Genomic DNA, 23,740 nt, shown 5'->3' with positions numbered 1-23,740 from the left:
CATCATTCCCGGTGCCCCGGGCCCGGACAGTCCGTGCCCCGCAGGGACGGCCCGTTCGTGCGATCCGGGACGGACGCGGGGTCGGGCGCGGGGTCGGGGTCGGGCGCGGGGTCGGGCGCGGTGCCGTCGAGCGGCACGTCCTGACCCGGCCGCGCGATCGTGACGGTGCCGGTGCTCCCCCGCCCAAGGACCGCGGCGGCGAACCGGTGCGGTGGGTCGTGGAGCAATGCGCGCATCCGCGCGCCGTGCCCGGCCGGCGCACGCGTGAGCCCGGCGACGGCGAGCGTCCCCCAGTGGACCGGGACGGCGAGCCGCGGCCGCAGCACGTCGACGGCCTCCGCCGCGCGCTCCGGGTCGAGGTGCCCCGGCCCCAGGTTGGGGCCCCACCCCCACACCGGCAGCAGCGCGAGATCGAGTGGTCCGCCGGCGGCGATGTCGCCCATCCCCGGGAACAGGTCGGTGTCCCCGGCGGCGTAGATGCGCAGCCCGTCGGCCTCCAGGACGTGCCCGAGCGCCGGCGACAGCGGCCCGCGGGTCGAGCGCGGACCCCACCGGTGTCCGCTGTGCGCGGCCGGCACGGCGGTCACCCGCAGCCCGCCCTCGCGGATCTCCTGCCCGACGTCGATCTCCTCGACCCGGCGCACCCCCCGCTTCCGGACCCACTCCGCCGCCCCGCGCGGCACCACGACCCGGGTGTCGGGGCGGAGCAGCCGCAGCGATGGCAGGTGCAGGTGGTCGCCGTGCAGGTGGGAGATCAGGACGAGATCGGCGTCGGCCCAGTCCTCGGGCCGCGGCGGCGGGACCACGCGGCGCAGCAGCGAGACCCGCGGGGTGAGGACGGGATCGGTGAGGACGACGCGTCCGCCCAGCTCCAGCCGGGTGGTCGAGTGGCCGAGGAAGCGCAGGGCCGGGTGGTGCACGCCCGCCACAGTAGGTGGAGTTCGGGGCCTACGGCCCGAAACGGACGGGCTGGCCGGTGGACTCGAGCACCGCCTGCCAGAGGTCGCCGTGCGGGTCGACCTGGTTGCGCTTGCTCACCGCGAGCGGCATCGGGATGTGCACGAAGCGGCGCCGGACCCGCCCGACGACCATCGCGGTGCGTCCGGACATGGCCGCGTGCACGGCCGCCTGCGACAGCCGGACGGTGTACACGCTGTCGTACGGGTTCGCCGGGACCGACCGGATCGCGTAGCTCGGGTCGATGTAGCGCACGGACGTCTCGATCCCGACCTCGTGGAAGTGGTCCTCGATGCGGTCCCGCAGGAAGCGGCCGACGTCGCCCAGCCTGCGGTTGCCCGAGGCGTCCGTACGGGCGGCCTGCGCGGCCTCCAGCAGTTCCTGCCCCGCCCCCTCGGCAACGACGACCACCGCGTGCCCGCGCTGCTCCACCCGGCGCCGCAGGTGGGCGAGCAGGCCGGTGTCGCCCTCCAGGGCGAACGGCACCTCGGGGATCAGCACGACGTCCGCGTCGCTGCGGGCCAGCGCGGCGTAGCAGGCGATGAACCCCGAGTGCCGGCCCATGAGTTTGACCAGGCCGATGCCGTTGGCCGTCGACTTGGCCTCGACGGTCACGGCCCGGATCGCGTCCGACGCCCGGGAGAAGGCCGTCTGGAAGCCGAAGCTCTGGTCGATGTACGGGATGTCGTTGTCGATCGTCTTCGGCACCCCGACGACGGCGATCTTGAGGTTGCGCTCGGCGATGACCCGCTCGATCCCCATGGCGCCGCGCATGGAGCCGTCGCCGCCGATCACGAACAGGATGTTGATGTGCATCCGCTCGAGGCAGTCGACGATCTCCTCGGGGTCCTGGTGGCCGCGCGAGGTGCCCAGCACGGTGCCGCCGTCGACGGCGATGTCCCGGACGTACTCCGGGGTCAGGTCCACCTCTCCGTACCCGTAGCGGGAGATGAAGCCCTGGTAGCCGTTGCGGAAGCCGACGACCCGCCTGACCCCGTAGTGGTAGGTCAGCGTGCGGACCAGGCCGGCGATGACGTCGTTGAGCCCCGGGCAGAGCCCGCCGCAGGTCACGATGCCGACGCGGGTCTTCGACGGGTCGAAGTAGATCTTGCGCCGCGGCCCGCACGGCTCGAGGCCCGGCAGCTGGTCGAGCGGCACGCCGCGGGCCGTGACCCGGGCGACGGTGTCGTCGAGCAGGACGCGGTCGTCCTCGTCGACGTAGTGCTCGGTCGTCTGCCGCGCGTCGAGCAGGTCGAGCATCGGGGAGTCGATGCGGCTGGTCCCGAGCCTGCGGATCTCCAGGTCCGCCTGCGTGACGGCCTGTGTCCGCGCGAAGTGCACGACGTTGTCCGGCGTGGCCGGCGGGGTCGCGCCCTCGCCGGTCGCGTCGGCCGTGCGCGCGGCGTCGGCCGCGTCGTGTGGGCTGGTCACCGTGGTCCCTCGGTCCTCGCTGGTCTGCTGCGTGCCGTGCTGCCCGCCGCCGGGTCGGACGGTGCGCCGGACGGGCCGGCCCGCGACGATGGGGACTCCTGGCCCTGGAAGTGCGTCCAGCGTGCCCGATCCGGACGCGAACCGACAGGTCCGCGCTACGGGATCGGTTCAGACCATACCCAGGACGCGGTCGACGCGGATCTCGATGACCACCCGCTCGGGGTTCACCCGCGGCACGCGGTAACGCGCGGCGTAGCGCTGCTCGGCGTCGCGCACCGACTCGGGGTCGTCGCGGACGACCGCGACGCCCTCCAGCGTCGACCAGCGCCTGCCCTCGGCCTGCGAGACCGCGACGCGCGCGCCGTCCGATCCGGCCGCGACGACGTTGCGGGCCTTCTGCGAGCCGCCGCGGCAGATCACCCGGGCGAGGCCGTGCTCGACGTCGACGGTGACCCCCACCGGCACGACGTGCGGCGTTCCGTCCTCGCGCAAGGTCACCAGGGTGCCCAGGCGCCGCTCGGCCCAGAAGGTACGGAAGTCGTCGGAGACGATGTCGGGGGCGAGCCGGGTGCGCAGGGGGCGTGCGGTCACGCCCGCATCATGCCTGGACGGGGGCGCTCCGGCTCCCGCCCCATCGCACGGCGCCCGCGCACGCGACCACCACCAACGCGATCGCGAGCGCGCCGAGCGGGGTGAGCTCCTGCTCGAGCACCAGCGCCCCGGCGCTCTCCCCCAGCAGCGCCACGCCCGCCAGGGCGAGCACCGCCCACACCACGCTGAGCAGGCCGCGCCCGGCGAGGACCGACAGGGCGAGGGGCCCGAGCACCTCCAGGGTCACCGCGGCGCCGAGCGGGATCCGCGCGATCGCCTGGTAGAAGCAGATGTTCATGCCGCCGAGCGCCAGCCCGTACGCGACGACGACGAGCAGGTCGCCACGGGTCCGCCCGCGCAACCGTGGCCGGCAGACCAGCAAGCAGGACGAGCGCGGAGATCCCGAGCCGCAGCGCCACCGTACCGCTCGCGCCGAGCCGGGCGAACAGCAGCGCCGCGACGGCCGCGCCGAACTGCATCGAGAACTCGCCGCCCACGACCAGCCCGACGGCCGTCCGTCGCCCGGGGCCGGTCGAGCGGGCGGCAGGACGGGCGGCGAGATCGGTCACGAGGTCCACGCTAGGAGCCCGGTCGCGCGCCGGGAAATGCCGGTTCAGCGGTGGTTATGCTGCAGAGGCATGAGCGCGGACCTGCGGCACCTGCGGGCCTTCCTGGCCATCGCCGAGGCCGGCACGATCACCCGCGCCGCGGCCCGGCTGCACATCGGCCAGCCCGCGCTGTCGCGCACGCTCCACCAGCTCGAGGCGCACCTCGGGGTGCGGCTCGTGGAGCGCTCGACCCACCACCTCGCGCTGACCCCCGCCGGCCTGGCGTTCCGGGAACACGCCGAACGCGCCGTCGGAGCCGTCGACGCCCTGCTCGACCCGGCCCGCGCGGGCGACTGGCTGCGGCAGCCGCTGCGGCTGGGGCACGCCTGGTCGGCGCTGGGCGGGCGCACCCCGGAGCTGCTGCGCCGCCGGCGGGCCGAGCACCCGAGCCTGCCGCTGGAGCTGGTGCAGATCGACACCAGGACCGCCGGGCTCGCCGACGGTCGGGTCGACGCCGCCGTGCTGCGCGGACGGGTGCGGATCCCGGGCACCCGTGCGGCGCGGTTGCCCGACGAGGCCCGGATGGCTGCGGTGCCCGAGGGCGGCGACCTGGCCGCCCGGGCGTCGCTCACCCTGGCCGACCTCGCCGGGCGGACCGTGGCGATCAACGACGTCACCGGCACCACCACGCCGTCGCTCTGGCCTGTGGATGCCCGCCCCGACCTCGTGCGGGTGGCGACGACCGAGGACTGGCTGGTCACCATCGCCGCCGGCGGCGCGGCGGGCGTCACGCCGGCCGCCACCGCGCAGCTGCACCGCTTCCCGGGCGTCGCCTACGTGCCGCTGACCGACGCCCCGCCGGTGCCCGTCCGGCTGGTCTGGACCGATCCGCCGACACACCCCGCCGTCCCGCAGCTGGCGACGCTCGTGCAGGAGGTCATGGGGACGACGGGTGACGGGGCGGGAGATCCGTAGTGTCCTCCGTATTCCCGAACGTCCGTTCAGCGTGAGTTAGTTGGCAAAGGCAAGGTTTCGTCTTGCCACGGGGTCCGGGGGCGTGGTCACCTGATCGGGCACCCTCTCGTGGACGGAGACCACCGCTCGTGAGTGCCGACCTGGTCGAATCGCCCGCCTCCGCCGCAACCGGACAGCCCCCTCGCCCGACCGTGGCGATCCTGGTGCTCGCGTCCTGCGGCCTGCTGGTGTCGCTCATCCAGACGATGGTCGTGCCGCTGCTGCCGCAGTTCCCGCGGCTGATGTCGGTCTCCCCGTCGACGGCGGCGTGGCTGGTCACGGCCACCCTGGTCGCCGGGGCGGTGTCCGCCCCGGTGCTCGGCCGGCTCGGCGACATGTACGGCAAGCGCCGGATGCTGCTGGTGTCGATCGCGGTCATCCTCGTCGGGTCCGTCGTCGGGGCCGCGGCGCCGAACATCCTGCTGCTGATCGTCGGCCGGGTGCTGCAGGGCGTGTCGTTCGGCGTCATCGCGCTGGGCATGAGCCTGATGCGTGACGTCCTGCCGCCCGAGCGGGTGGGCAGCGGCGTCGCACTGATGAGCTCGTCGCTCGGCGTCGGCGGCGCGATCGGGCTGCCGATCACCGGGCTGGTGGCGCAGTGGGCCTCGTGGCGCTGGCTCTTCGCCGGCACGGCCGTGGTGGCGGTGATCCAGCTGCTGCTGGTGTCGCGCCTGGTCCCCGAGTCACGGGTGCGCACCGGCGGACGGTTCGACGCCGTGGGTGCGGTGGGCATCGCCGGCGCCCTCGTCTGCCTGCTGCTCGGCATCTCGAAGGGCACGGAGTGGGGCTGGACCAGCCCGACGATCCTCGGGCTGTTCGGCGCGGCCGTCGGGCTGCTGCTCCTGTGGGGCCGGTGGGAGCTGGGCCGGCGCGCGCCGCTCGTGGACCTGCGCGTCTCGGCCCGGCCGTCGGTGCTGCTGACGAACACCGCCACGGTCCTGATCGGCTTCTCGATGTTCGCGACCTTCATGCTCGCCACGCAGATCCTGCAGGCGCCGGTCGAGACCGGCTACGGCTTCGGGCTGTCGCTGCTGCTCGCGGGCGTGGTGCTGCTGCCGATCGGCGGCTCGATGGTCGTCTTCTCGTCCGCCTCCGCGATGATCTCCCGGATCCGCGGGCCGCGGACCACCCTGATCCTCGGCACGGCCCTGCTGGCGGTGGGTAACGTCGGGTTCGCGCTGCTCCCGTCGTCGGAGCTGCTGCTGATCGGCACCGCGACCATCGGCGCGATCGGCGCGACGCTCGCCTACTCCTCGCTGCCGCTGCTCATCATGCGGGCCGTCCCCGAGACCGAGACGGCCGCGGCGAACAGCCTGAACACGCTCATGCGCCAGCTGGGCACCTCGACCTGCACCGCGGTGGTCGCGGCCGTGAGCACCGCGCTCGTGATGGACGTGGGTGGTGAGACCCGGCCCTCCGGCACCGCCTACACCGTGGTCTTCCTGGCGGCAGCGATCGCGGCCGTGCTGGCGATGGCCCTCGCGGCCGTCACCCCCGCGCCAGAGGGCGTCAGCGACCCGCGGGACGACCCCGCCCTGGCCGGCCGCGCGGCGACCTGAGGCCCCGGGTTTCTGGCGGCAACCCAGGCGCGCGGCTACCCTGGCGCGCATGACGTCCGCAGCGTCCGCACCGTCGTCCGGCTCGGCCTGGACCGACTTCGACAGCGGCACCTGCTCCGTCGCCCGCACGGCGGCGCTGATCGGCGACGCCTGGACGGTGCTCGTGCTGCGGGACATGTTCAACGGCGTCCGCCGCTTCGACGACCTGGCCGCGCACCTCGGCATCGCCCGCAACGTGCTGACGCGCCGGCTCGCCGGCCTCGTCGAGGCGGGCCTGGTGGAGAAGGTGCCCTACCGCGAGCCCGGCCGTCGCGAGCGCCACGAGTACCGGCTCACGCCCGCAGGCCGGGACCTGCGCACCGTCATGACGGCGCTGCGGGACTGGGGCGACCGGCACCTGGCCGGCGAAGCGGGGCCGCCGATGGTGATCCGGCACGCCGACTGCGGCGCCGAGGTGCACGCGGAGCTCCGCTGCGAGGAGGGACACCTCATCGAGCCGCGGACCAAGCTCACCTCCGACCCTGGCCCGGGCGCCCGCCTCCGCTCCGCCTGACCCAGCGCGCAGCATGGCTCCATAACGCGCCCAGGACCCGCGCGCCAGCGCAGTATGGCTCCATGACGCGGTCGGGTGCATCGAGGCGCGACCCACCCGTTGCGGCGCCGCACACCCGGCCGACGGGATGCCGCGGTCGTCGAGGGTGTGAGGCGAGGCCGCAACGGGTGTCCCACGCCTGAACGGGTGTGCGAATCGCCTCCGTCTCGGGCGCAGGCGCTCAGTCGCCTCGGGTGTCGCGGCGCAGCGGGTGCTCCGGCGGGATCTCGACGATGCCGATGCGCACGCCGTCGGGGTCGGTCACCCACATCTCGTCGAGCCCCCAGGGCTCGCGGCGCGGCTCCCGGACGATCGTGGCGCCGCGGTCCGCCAGCTCCTTGTGCGCGGCCGTGATGTCGCGGACCTGCATCCACAGCGCGACGCCGGTGCGTTCGGTCGACTCCCCTGCCCGCCCCGACACCTCCAGGAACCCGCCGCCGAGGAAGAACACGGTGCCGCCCGGGAACTCGCGGTAGACGGCCAGCCCGAGCACGTCCCGGTAGAAGGCCGTGGTCACGTCCGGGTCGGACGGGCGCAGCAGCACCCGTCCGGCGAGGATCTCCATTCGGTCGAGCCTACCCAGCGGAGGGCCGCTCCACCCGCGCCGCGGGCAGTCCCTCGGGCCCGGCCGGCGCGTCCGGGTCGATCCGCAGCGCGGTCATGATGCGTGCGAGGCCGAGATAATGCGCCGCGGTGAGCGCGATCTCCACTATTTCCCGTTCCGAGAACTCGCCCGCCAGTGCCGCGTAGTTCTCGTCCGACACTTCCCCGTCGCGCACGAGTGCCGCGGTGAATTCCAGTGCCGCCCGAGTACTAGGGTCGAAAGTCCCGAGCTCGCCCCTGTCGAGGGCCTCGACCTGCTCGGTGGTGCCGCCCGCGGCGAGCGCGATCGGCACGTGCTGCTCCCACTCGTAGCGCGCCGCGAGCCGTCCGACCTGGAGGATCACCAGCTCGCGCAGCAACGGGTCGATCGCGAGGTCGGCGAGGACCGCGCCGCCGAACTTCAGCCACGGCCGGAAGGCCGTTTCGGCGTGGGCGACCATCTGGAAGACGTGCAGCTGGGGCATCTTCGCCAACGTCGAGGCGACGGCGGGAGGGGCGGTCTCGGGGGTCAGGTACGTGACACGGGCCATGCCCCAGGACCCTAGAGCGGATCGGCACCCGGTGCCAGAACCCCGGCGCGGGTACCCGGGCCACGTAGTCCACATCGGACGGTAACAGGTCGATGATCTGCGGCGACTCCCGTCGACAGATCGAACTCACTGGTAAAACCCTTGAGTAGAACCCGTCGGTAACATTTACTCGGATCCCCAACAATGGGTATCGGCAGACGGGTGAAGAGCCAGGTCACGTTCCGATCTCCAGCGAATTCCCGCTACTGTTGCCTCACCGCCGAAGCACGAAACCTCAGGGTCCGTCGCGCCGCCGACTGCCGCGCCGACCCAGTGTTTCCCAGTTGTTCGGCCCACGTTTCGATCAGCGTCCGCCGCCTGGAGGCACCCGTATGAAGCCGTTCGTGGTCAACCGCCACGGCCGTCTCGTGTTCCCTGCGAACTTCGCGCCGGATCTCGATTTCTCGGTGCTCGACACGCTCGACGGCGCGGCCGCCGTCATCGGCCGCGACTTCGAGTCGAAGGCCCCGACCGGGACCGAGATCACCGAGCGCGTGACCCGCGGCGCGTACACCCGCCGGTACGACCTGCTCCGTGACCTCGGCCAGAACCTGTTCTGGGTCAACCGCTGGGCGCTGACCATGTACGAGAAGCGCCCGACCCGCTGGCGCGACCTGCCACGCACCCGCGACGACGTGTTCCTGCCCGCCGTCACCCCGTGGGTCGACGGCGAGCGGAAGGCCGCCGCGGTCGCCGAGGCCTGGCGCACCCTGCCCGAGGGCCGCTACCCCGAGGTCGAGGAGCGCCTGTTCGGCCTGCTCTTCGACGTCTACGGCAACCGCAAGCACCACGCGACGGACCTCGAGCCCGTCAAGCCGACCGTCGCGGAGTTCCTCGCGCAGCCCGGCGCCCTGACCTTCGTCCTGCCCGACCTGGAGCCGGACTACCCGACCTTCTCCACGACCGAGATCCTCGACGCCCACGAGGAGGCCCCCGAGCTGGAGGCCCTGTCCCGCTGGGCGATGGTGCTGCACAACCAGTACCCGTGGACGCGGTCGCGGACCGAGCTGCGCGAGGCGTCGGCGATCGGCGACGACGAGGTCGTCATCGCGTTCCACCCGCGCACCCGGGAGGTGGCGGCGTTCCTGGACCGGGTCCGCAACGGAGCGGCCGCCCGGACCCGCCCCTCCCGCCCCGCCGCGACGCCCGTCGCGCCGGCCACGCCGCTCGCGCCGGTGAAGGTCGCCGAGGCCTTCGCGGTGAAGCCGAAGCTGGAGTCGCTGGCGGTCGTGCGCGGCGAGCACGTCTGCGAGAACACGGACGTGGTGCGCAACACCAGCTTCTCGTGGTCGCCGATGAGCGCCGCGGAGATCACCGCGAAGACCGGGATCGAGCGGCGGCGTTACTCCGAGCACGACATCGGCGATCTCGCGCTCGCCGCGGCCGACGCCGCCCTGGCCCACTCCGGCCGCAAGCCGGAGGAGATCGGCGCGGTCCTCGTGGCGACCTGCACCAGCGACCGGCTCATCCCGTCGCTGGCCACCTGGCTCTCCGGCGAGCTCGGCCTCCTGCAGACCCACTGCTCGGCGGACATCGTGGCGGCCTGTGCGGGCCTGCCGTACGGGCTCGCCGAGGCGGTGCGCCAGCTGCAGGAGGTCGGGCGACCGGTGCTGCTGGTCTGCGTCGAGAAGTTCAGCGACAAGATCGGCGGGGTCCGGACCTCGCGCATGATCTTCGGTGACGGCGCGGCAGCGCTCGTCGTGGCGCCCGCGGCGGAGGGGTCCGCGGGCGACGTCGAGATCCTGCAGACCTACGCGAGCGGCCCGGCGTCCCAGGTGAACTCGATCATCTGGCCGAACCCGGAGTTCGACAACGACATCACGGTGTACGGCCCCGAGGTGAAGGCGCTCGTCGCCCGCTACCTCGAGCAGATGATCGGCGAGCTCGACACGCTGCCCGGCCCGGACGGCGGGAAGCTGCTCGACGCCATCGAGCTGATCGTGCCGCACCAGGCCAACCGCACGATGATCGTGCAGCTGGCCGAGAAGGCGGGGCTGAGCGCGGACCAGCTGTACTTCGACATCGGCGACATGGGCAACGTGTCGGCCGCGTCGATCCCGATCGCGCTGTTCGACGCCGTGCGCGACGGCGTCGTCACCAAGCCCACCCGGGTCTTCGCGCCCGGCTTCGGGGCCGGCGCGGTGGGCGGCTACGCCGTCCTCACCGTCGACCCGGCCATCATGGCGCCGGAGGTCGTGCTGCCGCCCGCCGTCCAGGACCGCTCCACAACGCCGTTACCGCGGAATCCGATTGCCGGAACCTCCGTGGAGGATGTCCACGCGGCGTTCGGGGCGTAGCAGGATGGCCCTTGTGAGCAGCTTCTCCCGGATCGCGATCGTCAATCGTGGTGAGCCCGCAATGCGGCTCATCCACGCCGTACGCGAGTGGAACGCCGCGGGTGGATCCCCGCTGCGGACCGTCGCGCTGCACACCGCCGTGGACCGCCGCGCCATGTTCGTGCGCGAGGCCGACGAGGCCGTGCTCATCGGCCCGGACGACCCCGACCACCTGGGTCCGTCGCCCTACCTCGACTACGCGGAGCTGGAGCGCGCGCTGAAGGTCGCCCGCGCCGATGCCGTCTGGCCGGGCTGGGGCTTCGTGTCCGAGAAGGCCGAGTTCGCCGAGCTGTGCCGGAACCTCGGCATCACCTTCATCGGTCCGTCGCCCGAGGTCATGCGCGACCTCGGCGACAAGATCGCCGCGAAGAAGCTCGCCGAGCGCGTCGGCGTGCCGCTCGCGGCCTGGTCGGGCGGGCCGGTCGCCGACCTGGCCGCGGCCAGGGCGAAGGCGGAGACGATCGGCTACCCGCTGATGGTCAAGGCCACCGCGGGCGGCGGCGGCCGCGGCATCCGCAAGGTCACCACGCCCGACGACCTGGCCGAGGCCTTCGAGCGCGCCTCGTCCGAGGCGGGCAAGACCGCCGGCGACACCACGGTGTTCCTGGAGCGCGCGATCAGCGGCGGCAGGCACGTCGAGGTGCAGGTCGTCGCCGACGCCACCGGCGACGTCTGGACCCTGGGCGTGCGCGACTGCTCGGTGCAGCGCCGCAACCAGAAGGTCATCGAGGAGTCCGGCTCCACCGCGCTCGACGCCGAGCAGGAGGAGCTGCTGCGCACCTCGGCCGCCGAGCTGGTGCGCGCCGCCGGCTACGTCAACGCCGGCACCGTGGAGTTCCTCTACGAGCCCAAGGAGCGGCTGCTGTCGTTCCTCGAGGTCAACACCCGGCTGCAGGTCGAGCACCCGGTCACCGAGGCGTGCACCGGCATCGACATCGTCAAGCTGCAGCTGCACGTGGCCGGCGGGGGCAAGCTGGCCGATATCGCTCCCGAGGCGCCGCGCGGCACCGGCTGGGCCATCGAGGCCCGGCTCACCGCCGAGGACCCTGAGCGCGGCTTCGCGCCGGCACCCGGCGTCATCGAGCACCTCGCCCTGCCGGCCGGCCCGGGCATCCGGGTGGACACCGGCGTCGCGACCGGCGACGTCATCCCGCCGCAGTTCGACTCGATGATCGCCAAGATCATCGCCTGGGGCCGGGACCGCGACGAGGCCCGCGCCCGGCTGCTGCGCGCGCTGCGCCAGACCGCCGCGGTGATCGACGGCGGCACCACCAACAAGGCCTTCCTGCTCGACCTGCTGCAGCGGCCCGAGCTGGTCGCCGGCGAGACCGACACCACCTGGCTCGACGGGATGATGGCGGAGGGCTACACCCCGCCGCGCCGGCTCGACGTCGCGCTGCTCGCCACCGCCGTCGAGGCGCACGACGGGCACGTGGCCCGCCAGCAGGAGCGGCTGTTCACCGCCGCCGAGCGCGGCCGCCCCGAGGTCGGGGCCGAGACCTGGCACCAGACGGACGTCCGGGCGGCCGGCGAGTCCTACCGGCTGCGGGTCGCCCGCACCCGGGCCAACCGCTACCGCGTGGTCCTCGAGGTGCCCGGCAGTGCCCCGCAGGCCGTGGACGTCGACGTCGAGCGGTCCGGCCGCTTCGAGCGCCGGCTCACCGTCGGCGGCACCACCTACTCGGTGCTGTCGGCGCCGCAGGACACGGACTACCTCGTCGAGGTCGACGGTGCCGTCCACCGGATCTCCGGCGGCGAGGCCGGCATGGTCCGCGCGCCCGCCCCGGCCATGGTCGTGGCGGTCCCGGTGACCGCCGGGCAGGAGGTCGCCGAGGGCGACGTCGTCGCGATCGTCGAGTCGATGAAGCTGGAGACCGCGCTGCGGGCCCCGTTCGCGGGCACCGTCGCCGAGGTCCTGGTGCCGTCGAACACGCAGGTCGAGGGCGGTACGAAGCTGGTCCGGCTGGAGCCGGCCGCCGACGCCGCCGGCCCCGCCGCGGGTGGCGACCGCGCCGACTTCACCGCGCTGCTCGGCACCGGGGCGGACGAGGACCCGGCCGCCGTCGCCGCCGACGCCCTCACCGCGCTGCGCTGGCAGGTGCTCGGCTTCGACGTCGACGAGCGGCAGTCCCGCCCGCTGCTGGCCCGGCTCGACGCCGCGCGCGCCGCCCTGCCCGGCGACGACCCGGCCGTGCTCGCGGGCGAGACCGCGGTGCTGCGCATCTTCACCGACCTGTCGGCCTTGTCGCGCAACCGCCGCGAGTCCGACGGCGAGGGCCCCGACGGCAACGGCAACGGCAACGGCGAGTCGGGCCGCAACCCGCAGGAGTACCTGCACGCCTACCTGCGGTCCCGGGACGTCGAGCAGGAGCAGCTGCCGGAGTCCTTCCGCGCCAAGCTGCGCCGCGCGCTCGCGCACTACGGCGTGGAGCTGGAGGGGTCCCACGCCCGGCTCGAGCCCGCGCTGTACTGGATGTTCCTCGCCCACCGCCGCGCCACCGCGCACGAGCCGGTGATCCTCAACCTGCTGCAGTGGCGCCTGGCGCACCCGGAATCCCTGGCGGGGCTGCCGGCGGCCACTCGCGAGGAGTACCTGCGCACGCTCGACGACCTGGTCCGGGCCACCCAGCTGCGGCACCCCGTCGTCGGCGACCTGGCCCGCCAGGTCCGCTACCACTGCTTCGACGCCCCGGCGGTCGAGGCGGAGCGCGACCGCGTGCACCACGAGGTGCGCGCGCAGCTCGACGAGCTGGCCGAGCACCCGGACGCCGCGGACCGCGCGCAGCGGATCGAGGCGCTGGTCGCCTCGTCGGAGCCGATCCTCGGGGTCTTCGGCGCGCACCACAACGCCGCCCTGCTCGAGGTCATGACCCGGCGCTACTACCGGATCCGGCAGCTGAAGGACCTCCGGATCAACGAGAGCCTCGGGCTGCCCGTGCTCAGCGCGTCGTACACGCATCGGGGCAACGACTACACGGTCCTCGCCACGGTGATCGACAACAACGACCCGCGGCGCGCGCTGGCCGCCGCCAACCAGTTGCGGCGGCTGGTCGAGGAGCTCCCCGAGGGCCGCACGGCGCTGGTGGACCTGTACGTCACCTCCACCCACGCCGACGACCGAGGGGACCCGGACGCCCGGGCCGACCGGGTGCGTGCCGCGATCGGCGCCGTGCCGGTCGACCGCGTCGCCCGTGTCGCGGTGGCGGTGCGCCCCAACCCGTCCGAGGTCGCCGACGCGCTGGCCGACCCGGGCCCCGTCTGGTTCACCTTCCGCCCGGAGCCCGACGGCACGCTCGTCGAGGACCGCACGCTGCGCGGCCTGCACCCGCTCGTCGCGGAGCGGCTCGGGCTGTGGCGGCTCGGCAACTTCGACCTGCGCCGGCTGCCGGCCGAGCCGGACGTGCACCTGTTCCACGCCACCGGCAAGAACGTGCGCGAGGACCAGCGCCTGCTGGCCCTGTCCGACGTCCGGCGGCTCACGGTGCTGCGCGACGACGCCGGCGTCATCCGGTCGCTGCCCGAGCTGGAGCGGGCGATCGACGCCTGCCTCGACAGCCTGCGCAGCGCCCGCAGCCGGGACCCGAAGCTGGCCAAGCTGGGTTGGAACCGGATCCTTCTGCACGTCTGGCCCACCGTCGACATCCCGTTCGACGAGCTCGACGCCGTGGTCCGCGGGCTCGCCGCCCGCACCGGGTCGCTGGGCCTGGAGCAGGTGCTGGTGCAGTTCCGGGCCGACCGCCGGGGTGAGGCCGCACCGCACGAGTACCTGCTGCGGCTCTCCCGGCCGCCGGGCGCGGGCCTGACGGTCCGGCTCGACGAGCCGCCGACGGGCCTCATGCGCGAGCTCGACTCCTACGCCCAGAACGTCATCAAGGCGCAGCGGCGCGGGGCCGTCTACCCGTACGAGATCATCCCGATGCTCACCGGGCCCGAGGGGACGTTCGTCGAGTACGACCTGGTCGACGGCTCGGGCACCGACCCGGTCGCCGAGCCGGTCGAGCGCGAGCCGGGCCGCAACACGGCCAACATCGTGCTCGGCACGGTCACCGCGCCCACCGCCAAGCAGCCCGAGGGCATGACCCGGGTGGTGCTGCTCGGCGACCCGACGCGGGGGCTGGGCGCGCTGGCCGAGCCCGAGTGCGCGCGGGTGTGCGCGGCGATCCGGCTCGCCCGCGAGCTGGACGTGCCGGTCGAGTGGTTCGCCGTGTCGTCGGGCGCCAAGATCGCCATGGACTCCGGCACGGAGAACATGGACTGGATCTCCCGCGCGCTGCGGGCGATCATCGAGTTCACCCAGGCGGGCGGCGAGGTCAACGTCGTCGTCACGGGGATCAACGTCGGCGCCCAGCCCTACTGGAACGCCGAGGCCACGATGCTCACGCACACCAAGGGCATCCTGGTCATGACGCCGGACAGCGCCATGGTGCTGACGGGCAAGCAGAGCCTGGACTACTCCGGCGGCGTCTCGGCCGAGGACAACTTCGGCATCGGCGGCTACGACCGGATCATGGGCCCGAACGGGCAGGCGCAGTACTGGGCGCCCGACCTGGCCGGCGCCGTCGACGTCCTGTTCCGGCACTACGAGCACACCTACCGGGTGCCCGGCGAGCGGTTCCCGCGGCCGGCCCCGACCAACGACCCCGTGCAGCGCGACGTCACCACCGCGCCGCACGAGGGCGGGGAGTTCACCACGCTCGGCGAGATCTTCTCCGCCGAGACCAACCCGGGGCGCAAGAAGCCCTTCGACATCCGCTCCGTGATGCGCGGCGTGGCCGACCTGGACCACGCCCCGCTCGAGCGGTGGGCCGACATGCACGACGCCGACTCGGTCGTCGTGTTCGACGCCCACCTGGGCGGGCAGCCCGTGTCGCTGCTCGGCATCGAGTCCAAGCCGATCCCGCGGCGCGGCGTGCTGCCCGTCGACGGGCCCGAGCAGTTCACCGCGGGCACGCTGTTCCCGCGCTCGTCGAAGAAGACGGCGCGGGCGATCAACGCGGCGAGCGGCAACCGGCCGCTGGTGGTGCTGGCGAACCTCTCCGGGTTCGACGGCTCGCCGGAGTCGCTGCGCTCGCTGCAGCTGGAGTACGGCGCGGAGATCGGCCGGGCGATCGTCAACTTCGACGGTCCGATCGTGTTCTGCGTGGTCTCCCGCTACCACGGCGGGGCGTTCGTGGTCTTCTCCGCGACCCTCAACGACCACATGGAGGTCGCGGCCGTCGAGGGCTCGTACGCCTCCGTGCTCGGTGGCGCACCGGCCGCCGCCGTCGTGTTCGCCGGCGAGGTCCGCAAGCGGACCGCGGCCGACGAGCGGGTGACCGGGCTCGAGGCGCGCATCGCCGCCGCCGTCGAGGCCGGGTCCGACGCCGAGGCCTCCCGGCTGCGCGCCGAGCTCGCCTCCGTCCGGGCCGCCGTCCGCTCGGAGAAGCTCGGCGCCGTGGCCGAGGAGTTCGACAGCACCCACTCGATCCAGCGGGCCCAGCGCGTCGGGTCCGTCCACAAGATCGTCGATCCGCACCAGCTCCGGCCGTACCTCGTCGACGCCGTCCGCCGGGGCATCGCACGCACACTCGAGGAACTGGAGACCTGATCATGACCTCCGCCGCACCCGCTCCGCTCGCGACCGACACCCACCCCGAGCCCCGCGTCGCCCTCGTCACCGGCGGCGCCCGCGGGATCGGGGCGGCCATCACCACCACCCTGGCCCGCGCCGGTGTGCACGTGGCCGCCGGGTACAGCTCCAACGCCAAGGCCGCCGAGGACCTGGCCGAGAAGCTCCGCGCCGAGGGTTGCTCGGTCTCGGTGCACCAGGGCAACGTCGGCGTGCCCGAGGACTGCCAGCGCTACGCCGACGAGGTGCTCGCGGCCTACGGGAAGATCGACTACCTCGTCAACAACGCAGGGATCACCGTCGACAAGACGGTGCGGCGGATGACGGTCGAGGACTGGCACGCGGTGCTGCGGATCAACCTCTCCGGCGCCTTCTACATGACCAAGGCCGTGCTGGACCACATGTCCGGCAACAACTTCGGCCGGATCGTCAACATCAGCTCGGTGATCGGCGAGTCCGGCGCCGTGGGCCAGGCGAACTACGCGGCGTCGAAGTCCGGCCTGTTCGGGTTCAGCAAGAGCCTCGCGCAGGAGGTGGCGCGCAAGGGGATCACGGTCAACTGCGTGGCCCCGGGCTACATCGAGACCGAGATGGTGGCGGCCATTCCGGAGAAGGTGCTGGAGAAGCTGCTCGCCGGGGTCCCGGTCGGCCGGCTGGGGCAGGCGCAGGAGATCGCCCGCGCCGTCCAGTTCCTGCTCGACGACGACGCCGGCTACATCACCGGCAGCATCCTCGCCGTCAACGGCGGGCTGGACATGTAGGACCCGCGTCCTCGCAGTCCGCACGGTCCTCACCGTGCTCACGGCGGCGCCCCCCTCCCGGCGGGGCGCCGTCGGCGTTCTCATCAGTTCTGATGATCGACCGCCGGAGCGGTAACAGGACTAGTGGGTTGGACCGAAAGGATCAGCGTGACCACCTCTTCGCAGCCGCCGCAGGGCGGACAGCCCCCGTACCCCGGCCCCCACGGCCAGCCGCAGCAGTACGGCCAGTACCCGCAGTACGACCAGTACCCGCAGCAGCCGTGGGCGCAGGTCCCGCCGCAGTACGCCCCGGTCCCGCCGCCGGCGCCGCAGCCGCGCAACGGGCTCGGCACCGCCGGCTTCGTCCTCGGCCTGCTGGCCCTGCTCGTCGCCTGGATCCCGTTCGTCGGCGTGATCGGGTGGCCGCTGTCGATCCTCGGCCTGCTCCTCTCGGGCTTCGGCCTGCAGCGCGTCACCAGCGGGAAGGCGGACAACAAGGGCCTGTCGATCGCGGGCATCGCGCTCTCGGCGATCGCCCTGCTGGTGTGCATCCTCTGGGCCACCGCGTTCGCCAGCGCGGTCAGCGGTACCTCCGCGACCTCGGGCACGGTGTCCGGGGCCGCCGCTCCCGCCGCCCCCACGGCCGCGGCCAGCGCCCCTGCAGCATCGCAGACGGTGGCGTTCGGGCAGACGTACACCTACAAGGACGGCCTGGCGGTGACGATCGCGGCGCCGGCGAAGTTCACCCCGTCCCGGTTCGCCGCGCCGCAGAACATCGACCGCGCGGTCCTGCTGACGGTGACGGTGCAGAACGGCACGACCCAGAACTTCGACGTCAACACCTTCGGCAACGGGCCGGACGCCACGTTCGCCGGCGCGCACGCCGACGAGATCACCGATCTGCAGCAGCTGGAGGCGGCCGAGTCCACCACCCTCCTGCCGGGCAAGAGCTACACGTACAAGAAGGCCTTCGCCGTCGGCTCCGGTGCCGGTGAGCTGCAGGCCGAGTGGAAGCGCGACCTCTTCTCCGACCCGGTGATCTTCACCGGCCAGGCCTGATCCCACGAGCCCGTCACCGGGCCACACCGGGTGGTCACGCACCGGCCCCGTGACCACGGACGGCGTCCCCGCCTCCCGCGCGGGGACGCCGTTCGGCGTTCTCTGCCGCCCCGCAGAGGTTCTTCCTCTACCGTCGGCAGAGGTTCTTCGCGGCGAGGATCCGCTCGACCGCGCGGTCGTTGTCCGCGGCGGGGATCTTCCCCGAGTCGAGGGCCTGCTGGAGGACGTCGAGGGTCGGGGCGATCGGCTCGACGTTCGACGACAGGGCGACGTCCGCACCCGCCTCCAGCGCCGTCAGGCTCGCCTGCGGCAGCGTGAACCGGTTGCTGACGGCCTTCATCGCGCCCAGGTCGTCCGTCATGACCATGCCGTCGAACCTGTACTCGTCGCGCAGCAGGCGGTAGGTCGCCGGGGTGAGCGAGGAGGGCAGGTCGTCGGTCAGGCCCGGCACGTCGAGGTGCCCGACCATCACACCGACGCGGTCGTGGTCGAGCGCGCCGAGCAGGTCGGCGTAGGGCTTCAGGTCGGCCTGCCGCAGCTGGTCGAGCGGCGGCACGGAGACGCGGCCCTGGTGCGAGTCGCCGCTGGAGTGGCCGTGGCCGGGGAAGTGCTTGAGCACGCCGTACACGCCGGCCTGTCGCAGCCCCTCCTCGAAGGCGCCGGCGTACCGGGTCACGACGGCCGGGTCGTTCGAGAAGGAGCGGTCGCCGATCACCGAGTTGGCCGGCCGGTCGCTGACGTCGGCGTCCGGCGCCAGGTCCCAGGTCACGCCGCGGGCGAGCAGCTGCCGGCCGCGCTCCTCGGCGAGGGCACGCACCTGCTCCGGCGTCCTCTTCGCCATCGCGCGGGCGCTGGGCAGCGTGCCGTCGAGGTCGTCGATGCGCTGGACGCGCCCGCCCTCGTCGTCGACGGCCACGGCGACCGGCAGGTTCCCGGCCTGCTGCACGGCGTCGAGCGCCTTGTTCTGCAGCAGGGCGGTCGCGTTGCCGCCCAGGAAGATGCCGCCGACGTGCGAGTCCCGGACGATCTTCGCGGCGCCGGCGGGGTCGGCGGCCTCGACGCCGACCATCAGCCGTTGGGCCAGGCGGTCGCGTGGGTCGAGCGCCTGAACCATGGAGGCGCAGGTGGGACGCGGGTCCGCCGGGGCCTGCTCGGGCGAGGGCTGCGCAGCGGCCTGCTGGGGGGCCTGGGGAGGGTCTTGCTGAGGGGTCTGCTGGCTGCGGGCGGACAGGGCGACGTCGGGCGCCGCGCCGGTGATCACCGCGACGCCGGCCAGGAGCGCGCCCACCACGAGCCCGGCGCTGAGGACCGAGACCGCGCGGCGGCGCCGACGCGGCGGGCGCGGCCGCTCGGGAGCGTCGGGCGCCAGGTCTCCGGGAGGGAAGCTCTCGATCCGCATCGCACCCCAGTGTCCCTGCCGACCGCTCCCGCCCCGCACACCCCCGCCGCGCGCGTCGGGCCGGGCATGAAGATCACCACTCGTGGAGCGGACCCCGCGCCGACCGCGGATTCCGCTCCACACCCGAGATCATGGTCGTCCGTAGCGGTGCACCAGCCGCGCCACAGCGGCTCCAGCACCGCACGGGACGTGCGCTCGCCAGCAGCGGCGCGACGGTCGTCGACGGCCGTCCACGCACGGAGCCGGGCGTATCCGCATCAGCTCAGCGGCGGGACCTGCTCCCCCACCGGCGGCGGCTCCGGCGGGGTGCCGTCGCCGAAGGGCCGGCCGCCCAGCTCCTCGCGGTGGTGCGGGGTCAGCCAGCCGGAGGGGTCGGGCCCCGCCGGCACGATGCCCGTCGGGTTGATCTCCGCGTGCACGCCGTAGTAGTGCTGTTTGATCTGGGTGAAGTCGATCGTGTCGCCGAAGCCGGGCGTCTGGAACAGGTCGCGCGCGTAGGCCCACAGCACGGGCATCTCGCTGAGCTTCTGCCGGTTGCACTTGAAGTGGCCGTGGTACGCGGCGTCGAACCGGACGAGCGTGACCCACAGCCGCACGTCGACCTCGGTGATCGTGTCCCCCACGAGGTAGCGCTGGTCGGCGAGCCGGTCGGAGAGCTCGTCGAGCCGGTCGAACAGCGTGGTGTACGCCCGCTCGTACGCCCCCTGCGCCTTGGCGAAGCCGGCCTTGTACACGCCGTTGTTCACGTCGTGGAAGATCTCCTCGGAGAGCTCCTCGATCTCGTCGCGGTACTTCTCCGGGAACAGGTCCGGCGCGCCCGGGCGGTGGTAGGCCGACCACTGGGTGGCGAAGTCGAACTCGAGGGCCTTGTAGTCGTTGGTCACGACCTTCCCGCTGGCCACCTCCACGACCGCCGGCACCGTCACGCCCTTGTCGTAGCCCGGCACCGCCTTCTCGTAGGCCTCGCGCAACCACTCGATCCCCAGCACCGGATCCTTGTTGTCCGGGTCGAGGTGGAAGCGCCAGCTCCGCTCGTCGTGCAGCGGGCCGGTGATGCCCATCGAGATCACCGGCTCCAGGCCGTGCAGCCGGCGCGAGATGATCGCGCGGTTCGCCCACGGGCAGGCGCGGGCCCCGACCAGCCGGTAGCGGTCCGGCTCCACGGGCCACGGCGACGACCCGTCCGAGGTGATGCGCTCCTGTACGCCGAGCGGCTCCCGCACGAACTCGTCCGTGCTCGACTGGGCGGCGCCTGCGATGTCGGCCATACCTGGAATCTAGGTCCTCCCGGCCGGTCCCGCCGTGTGGTCGAATCCGACCATGGTCACCGCGACGGAGCTGTCGGATCTGGTCCGCCCAGGCATGCGGGTGGCCCTCGGCGACGGGTGCGGCACGCCGCTCTCCCTGCACGGCCCGCTGAGCCGGGCGGCCGAGGGCAAGGCGGTGCGGCTGGTGCTGGGCTGGATGCCCGGCCTGGCCCCCGATCTGGATCCCGCGGCGTTCGCCGACATCCGGGTGCTGATGGGCGGCCCGGGCGTGCGGGGCATGGTCGAGGCGGGGCAGGCGCACGTCGTCCCCTGCCGGCTGTCGGCCGTCCCGGCCCTGATGGCCGGGGCCCTGAAGCCCGACCTGCTCGTCGCGACGCTGGTCCGCGGTCCCGACGGCCTGCACCTCGGCGCCGAGGCCTCCTACCTGCGCGGGATCGTCGACGCCGGGGTGCCGGTCGCCGCCGTCGTCTCCACCGCCGCCCCGTTCGCCGAGGTCGGCCCGCCGATCCCCGAGGAGCAGGTCACGGTGCTCGGCGAGACGGACGCGCCCCCGATCGAGATCCCCGACGCCACCCCCACCCCGGCCGACGAGATCGTGGCGCGGCACGTCGCCGGGCTCGTCCCGGAGGGCGCGCGGGTGCAGGTCGGGCCGGGCCGGCTCGCGCAGGCGATGGTCGGGGCGCTGGAGGTGCCGGTGCGGATCGACTCGGGGCTGCTGCCCGACCCCGTGGTCGACCTCGACGCGAAGGGCCTGCTGCTCGACGACCCCGTCGCCGCCTACCTGTGCGGCACCCGGCGGCTCTACGAGTGGGCCGACGGCCGGCGGATCCTGCACCCGGTCGAGGTCACCCACGACATGGGCCGGCTGTCCGCGGCGGGGGCTCCGCCGCTGATCGGCCTCAACGCCGCGCTGGAGATCGACCTCGACGGCCAGGTCAACGTCGAGGGCGTCGGGCGGGCCAGTGCCGGCATGATCGGTGGACATCCCGACTTCTGCGCCGCGGGCGTGCGGGGGTCCGGGCTGTCCGTGATCGCCATGCCCTCGACGGTGAAGGAGCGGCCGACGCTCGTCGAACGCCTCTCCCGCCCGGTCACCACGGCCTCACACGACGTCGAGATCGTGGTCACCGATCGGGGCGTCGCCGACCTGCGGGGGTTGGACCGGGCCGAGCGCCGGTCCGCGCTGCTGGAGTTGTGGGGCGGGGAGTTCCGCGCCGCATCGTGATCGTGGGGGTGGGTGGCGGATCGGTGGTCCCACTCCACCCCGGATGACCACCTGGCCGAGGGCGCACCGCGACGAACCCGCCGTCGACGCGTGATCGCCGGTTGTGGACGGGGAGGGCCGGAAGACGACCACCTCGCTCCACGACGGCTGATCACCCGACACGTCACGCAGCGCCGGACCTACCGAGACCCGTGATCGTCAGTCGTGGACGAGCAGGGTCGGAAAACGACCGCCCCGCTCCACGACGGGTGATCATCCGGCGCGCCACCGGCCGGGACGGAGCTGCAGACGATGCATGATCACCGGTCATGGACGAGCAAGGTCGGAAAACGACCGCCCCGCTCCACGACGGATGACCACCCAGCCCAGGGCGCACGGGCCCCACCACGACGGACTGACCGACGATGCTTGATCGTCAGTCGTGGACGGGCGGCGGAAGAGGACCGTCCCGCTCCACGACAGATGATCACCCGGCGCGAGACACGCCGCGGCGAATCGTCAACGACACATGATCGCCAGTCGTGGACAAGCAGGGTCGGGAAGCGACCGTTTCGCTCCCGGGCAGCTGATCATGCAGCACGACGGAGTGCGGCCCGTATCTGCGCGACGACGTGGTCGGGCCGGTCGTGGACGTCGTGCCAGGTCGGCCGCAGCACGGTCCACCCGGCTGCGACCAGCGCGTTCTGCTTGTCCCGGTCGTTCTGGAAGCGCACTGCGTCGACGTGCCACGCCCACCCGTCGAACTCGACGGCGACCCGTTCCGCCGGGAAGGCGAGGTCGATCGTCCACGGTCCGAACGGCAATGCGCGGACCCCGCCGTCGATCCCGGCGCGCCGCAGCAGAGCGAGCAGGACCCGCTCACCGCCCGAGTCCGCGCGGTCGGCGGCGGCCGTGACGAGGGCGCGCATGCGAGCGGCACCCGTGCAGCCGAGCGCCCGGTGGTAGGCCGAGAGGAGTTCCTCGAAGGTGGCGTGCCGCTGCAGCGCCCGGTCGAGCAGTTCCGAGCCGCCCGCCGGCAGCGCTGCCGCGACCTCGAGTGCGGTGAGCGCGGGAGCGGTGACCCGGACGCCACGGAGGGAGCGGACGTCGGCCGGTGCGAGCTCCCGGCGTCGCAGGATGATCCCTTCCGGTGGCCGGGGCCGCCTCGCCGGCGGAACGGTGACCTGGACGCGCGGAGGGCAACGCTCCGTCATGCGGTGCCACCAGGCTGCGGCCTCGCCGGAGACGGTGGCACGCTGACCGGCCCAGATCGACGCGACCCGGATCCGCGCGGCGTCGCTCGACGGGTGTCCGGCGACGAGGAAGACCCGCGGCGCCACCCTCTGCCACGCGCCGGAGGCGACGCGCCGATGTACCGCTCGGGCGGACAGCCCGAGCTCACGGGCCTGGTCCAGGCCGATCACGCCGTCCTGGCGCACGAGCAGGCGGTGCAGGCGGTCGTCCATGGCGCACAGCGTGGCCCGGCGCTGGGATAAGCGGACCCGCTTCACTCGGCTCGTTCACGGTCGCGAACCCGCCATGATCATTGGTCCGGGACGTCGACAGTCAACCTCCGACGTCCGTCGATCACGGCCGGCGGCAGCTAGGCCGCGAAGGCCCACCCGGGGGCAGTCGCAGGTCGTGCCCCCTTGGGCTGGCACATCCGCGACCCGCAGGCCGTGCCCCTTCAGGGACGGCGCATCCCGGAGCTGCTCGCAGACCATGATCACTCCTCCTGGAGTCCGCCGGTCGGATATCGCCCCTCCTTCTCCATGAAGGGGTGACCACGACAAGTAGGCAGGCAGGCCACGGCCCGGGAAGGGCGCGCTCCGGCAACGCACAGACCATGATCACTAGATTTGGACGGAGGCGGTCGGAAGTCGACCTCCCTCGTCCAGGATCGGTGATCATGGTCGGAGGCGGGCGGGGATCGAGGGGTGCGCCCGCGAGCGAGCCGCAGGCCGTGGCCACCTCGAGAGGCCTCGCGTCCGCGAGCGAGCCGCAGGCCGTGATCACCCGTGGTGGACACAGCCAGTCGGATTCCGACCGCCCTCGTCCACGAATAGTGATCATGACGTGGGATGGCGCGCCGACCGAGACCATGATCGTCGGTCCGGGACCGAGAAGGTCGAAATCCGACCCTCCTCGTCCGCGACCGGTGATCATGGCCCGAGTGGCGCGTCCACGACCGATGACCACGACCGGAGTGGCGCGCCGACCGAGACCATGATCGTCGGTCCGGGACCGAGAAGGTCGAAATCC

The 23,740-nt window shown here is 73.3% G+C and carries 17 protein-coding genes; 8 read left to right on the top strand and 9 right to left on the bottom strand.

Annotation, left to right across the window (positions count from 1 at the left end; translation table 11 throughout):
- Nucleotides 1-2: 2 nt before the first annotated feature.
- The 4 genes from LWC33_RS08835 to LWC33_RS08820 all read right to left on the bottom strand — a co-directional run bounded on the left by LWC33_RS08835 (nucleotide 3) and on the right by LWC33_RS08820 (nucleotide 3,340).
- A complete protein-coding gene (locus LWC33_RS08835) occupies nucleotides 3-920 on the bottom strand; it encodes an MBL fold metallo-hydrolase (RefSeq protein WP_233303764.1) in 918 nt (305 codons plus the stop codon).
- 28 nt (nucleotides 921-948) lie between these two features.
- Entirely contained in the window at nucleotides 949-2,298 is a 1,350-nt protein-coding gene (locus tag LWC33_RS08830; protein WP_233303877.1) for an ATP-dependent 6-phosphofructokinase, read from the bottom strand.
- Between the two features lie 258 nt (nucleotides 2,299-2,556).
- The gene (locus LWC33_RS08825) at nucleotides 2,557-2,979 is read right to left on the bottom strand and encodes a TIGR03618 family F420-dependent PPOX class oxidoreductase (RefSeq protein WP_233303763.1); all 423 of its coding nucleotides are present in this window, start codon (nucleotides 2,977-2,979) and stop codon (nucleotides 2,557-2,559) included.
- 7 nt (nucleotides 2,980-2,986) lie between these two features.
- Nucleotides 2,987-3,340, bottom strand: coding sequence for a DMT family transporter (locus LWC33_RS08820; protein ID WP_233303762.1), 354 nt, complete (start codon nucleotides 3,338-3,340; stop codon nucleotides 2,987-2,989).
- 277 nt (nucleotides 3,341-3,617) lie between these two features.
- Between LWC33_RS08820 and LWC33_RS08815 the strand changes: the two genes are divergently transcribed.
- The 3 genes from LWC33_RS08815 (at nucleotide 3,618) to LWC33_RS08805 (ending at nucleotide 6,653) form a co-directional block, all read left to right on the top strand.
- The gene (locus LWC33_RS08815) at nucleotides 3,618-4,502 is read left to right on the top strand and encodes a LysR family transcriptional regulator (protein WP_233303761.1); all 885 of its coding nucleotides are present in this window, start codon (nucleotides 3,618-3,620) and stop codon (nucleotides 4,500-4,502) included.
- A 191-nt stretch (nucleotides 4,503-4,693) separates the two neighbouring features.
- A complete protein-coding gene (locus tag LWC33_RS08810; protein ID WP_233303760.1) occupies nucleotides 4,694-6,100 on the top strand; it encodes an MFS transporter in 1,407 nt (468 codons plus the stop codon).
- Nucleotides 6,101-6,149: 49 nt separating this feature from the next.
- Nucleotides 6,150-6,653, top strand: a complete 504-nt coding sequence (locus LWC33_RS08805; RefSeq protein WP_233303759.1) for a winged helix-turn-helix transcriptional regulator — start codon at nucleotides 6,150-6,152, stop codon at nucleotides 6,651-6,653.
- A 220-nt stretch (nucleotides 6,654-6,873) separates the two neighbouring features.
- Here LWC33_RS08805 and LWC33_RS08800 read toward each other — a convergent pair whose 3' ends face one another.
- Together LWC33_RS08800 and LWC33_RS08795 are read right to left on the bottom strand one after the other, a co-directional pair.
- The gene (locus LWC33_RS08800; protein ID WP_233303758.1) at nucleotides 6,874-7,257 is read right to left on the bottom strand and encodes a VOC family protein; all 384 of its coding nucleotides are present in this window, start codon (nucleotides 7,255-7,257) and stop codon (nucleotides 6,874-6,876) included.
- Between the two features lie 10 nt (nucleotides 7,258-7,267).
- Entirely contained in the window at nucleotides 7,268-7,825 is a 558-nt protein-coding gene (locus LWC33_RS08795) for a carboxymuconolactone decarboxylase family protein (RefSeq protein WP_233303757.1), read from the bottom strand.
- A 371-nt stretch (nucleotides 7,826-8,196) separates the two neighbouring features.
- Here LWC33_RS08795 and LWC33_RS08790 point away from each other — a divergent pair, with 371 nt between their 5' ends.
- The 4 genes from LWC33_RS08790 (at nucleotide 8,197) to LWC33_RS08775 (ending at nucleotide 17,607) form a co-directional block, all read left to right on the top strand.
- Nucleotides 8,197-10,161 carry a 3-oxoacyl-[acyl-carrier-protein] synthase III C-terminal domain-containing protein gene (locus tag LWC33_RS08790; protein WP_233303756.1) on the top strand — a complete coding sequence of 655 codons (1,965 nt, stop codon included), beginning with the start codon at nucleotides 8,197-8,199 and terminating at the stop codon, nucleotides 10,159-10,161.
- 13 nt (nucleotides 10,162-10,174) lie between these two features.
- A complete protein-coding gene (locus tag LWC33_RS08785; protein WP_443719701.1) occupies nucleotides 10,175-15,787 on the top strand; it encodes an ATP-binding protein in 5,613 nt (1,870 codons plus the stop codon).
- Between the two features lie 2 nt (nucleotides 15,788-15,789).
- Entirely contained in the window at nucleotides 15,790-16,569 is a 780-nt protein-coding gene (locus LWC33_RS08780) for a beta-ketoacyl-ACP reductase (RefSeq protein WP_233303754.1), read from the top strand.
- 147 nt (nucleotides 16,570-16,716) lie between these two features.
- Nucleotides 16,717-17,607, top strand: coding sequence for a hypothetical protein (locus tag LWC33_RS08775; protein WP_233303753.1), 891 nt, complete (start codon nucleotides 16,717-16,719; stop codon nucleotides 17,605-17,607).
- A 127-nt stretch (nucleotides 17,608-17,734) separates the two neighbouring features.
- Here LWC33_RS08775 and LWC33_RS08770 read toward each other — a convergent pair whose 3' ends face one another.
- Nucleotides 17,735-19,006 carry a glycoside hydrolase family 3 N-terminal domain-containing protein gene (locus LWC33_RS08770; protein WP_233303752.1) on the bottom strand — a complete coding sequence of 424 codons (1,272 nt, stop codon included), beginning with the start codon at nucleotides 19,004-19,006 and terminating at the stop codon, nucleotides 17,735-17,737.
- Between the two features lie 257 nt (nucleotides 19,007-19,263).
- The gene (locus LWC33_RS08765; RefSeq protein ID WP_233303751.1) at nucleotides 19,264-20,274 is read right to left on the bottom strand and encodes a glutathione S-transferase family protein; all 1,011 of its coding nucleotides are present in this window, start codon (nucleotides 20,272-20,274) and stop codon (nucleotides 19,264-19,266) included.
- Nucleotides 20,275-20,326: 52 nt separating this feature from the next.
- Between LWC33_RS08765 and LWC33_RS08760 the strand changes: the two genes are divergently transcribed.
- The gene (locus LWC33_RS08760) at nucleotides 20,327-21,499 is read left to right on the top strand and encodes an acetyl-CoA hydrolase/transferase C-terminal domain-containing protein (protein ID WP_233303750.1); all 1,173 of its coding nucleotides are present in this window, start codon (nucleotides 20,327-20,329) and stop codon (nucleotides 21,497-21,499) included.
- A 569-nt stretch (nucleotides 21,500-22,068) separates the two neighbouring features.
- Here the strand turns inward: LWC33_RS08760 and LWC33_RS08755 are convergent.
- Complete coding sequence (locus LWC33_RS08755) at nucleotides 22,069-22,944, bottom strand: type IV toxin-antitoxin system AbiEi family antitoxin domain-containing protein (protein WP_233303749.1); 876 nt, start codon at nucleotides 22,942-22,944, stop codon at nucleotides 22,069-22,071.
- Nucleotides 22,945-23,740 lie beyond the last annotated feature (796 nt).

Origin of the sequence: Pseudonocardia terrae, from assembly GCF_021343995.1 — a bacterium.
Classification (GTDB): Bacteria; Actinomycetota; Actinomycetes; order Mycobacteriales; family Pseudonocardiaceae; genus Pseudonocardia; species Pseudonocardia terrae.
This window is presented reverse-complemented; position numbering and strand designations above follow the sequence as displayed.

What these genes read in the sequence shown, in the direction of transcription:
- LWC33_RS08780 (WP_233303754.1), top strand. Translation starts at nt 15,790, where the DNA reads ATGACCTCCGCCGCACCCGCTCCGCTCGCGACCGACACCCACCCCGAG.
- LWC33_RS08790 (WP_233303756.1), top strand. Translation starts at nt 8,197, where the DNA reads ATGAAGCCGTTCGTGGTCAACCGCCACGGCCGTCTCGTGTTCCCTGCG.
- LWC33_RS08815 (WP_233303761.1), top strand. Translation starts at nt 3,618, where the DNA reads ATGAGCGCGGACCTGCGGCACCTGCGGGCCTTCCTGGCCATCGCCGAG.
- LWC33_RS08770 (WP_233303752.1), bottom strand. Translation starts at nt 19,006, where the DNA reads ATGCGGATCGAGAGCTTCCCTCCCGGAGACCTGGCGCCCGACGCTCCC.
- LWC33_RS08755 (WP_233303749.1), bottom strand. Translation starts at nt 22,944, where the DNA reads ATGGACGACCGCCTGCACCGCCTGCTCGTGCGCCAGGACGGCGTGATC.
- LWC33_RS08800 (WP_233303758.1), bottom strand. Translation starts at nt 7,257, where the DNA reads ATGGAGATCCTCGCCGGACGGGTGCTGCTGCGCCCGTCCGACCCGGAC.
- LWC33_RS08795 (WP_233303757.1), bottom strand. Translation starts at nt 7,825, where the DNA reads ATGGCCCGTGTCACGTACCTGACCCCCGAGACCGCCCCTCCCGCCGTC.
- LWC33_RS08760 (WP_233303750.1), top strand. Translation starts at nt 20,327, where the DNA reads ATGGTCACCGCGACGGAGCTGTCGGATCTGGTCCGCCCAGGCATGCGG.
- LWC33_RS08765 (WP_233303751.1), bottom strand. Translation starts at nt 20,274, where the DNA reads ATGGCCGACATCGCAGGCGCCGCCCAGTCGAGCACGGACGAGTTCGTG.
- LWC33_RS08805 (WP_233303759.1), top strand. Translation starts at nt 6,150, where the DNA reads ATGACGTCCGCAGCGTCCGCACCGTCGTCCGGCTCGGCCTGGACCGAC.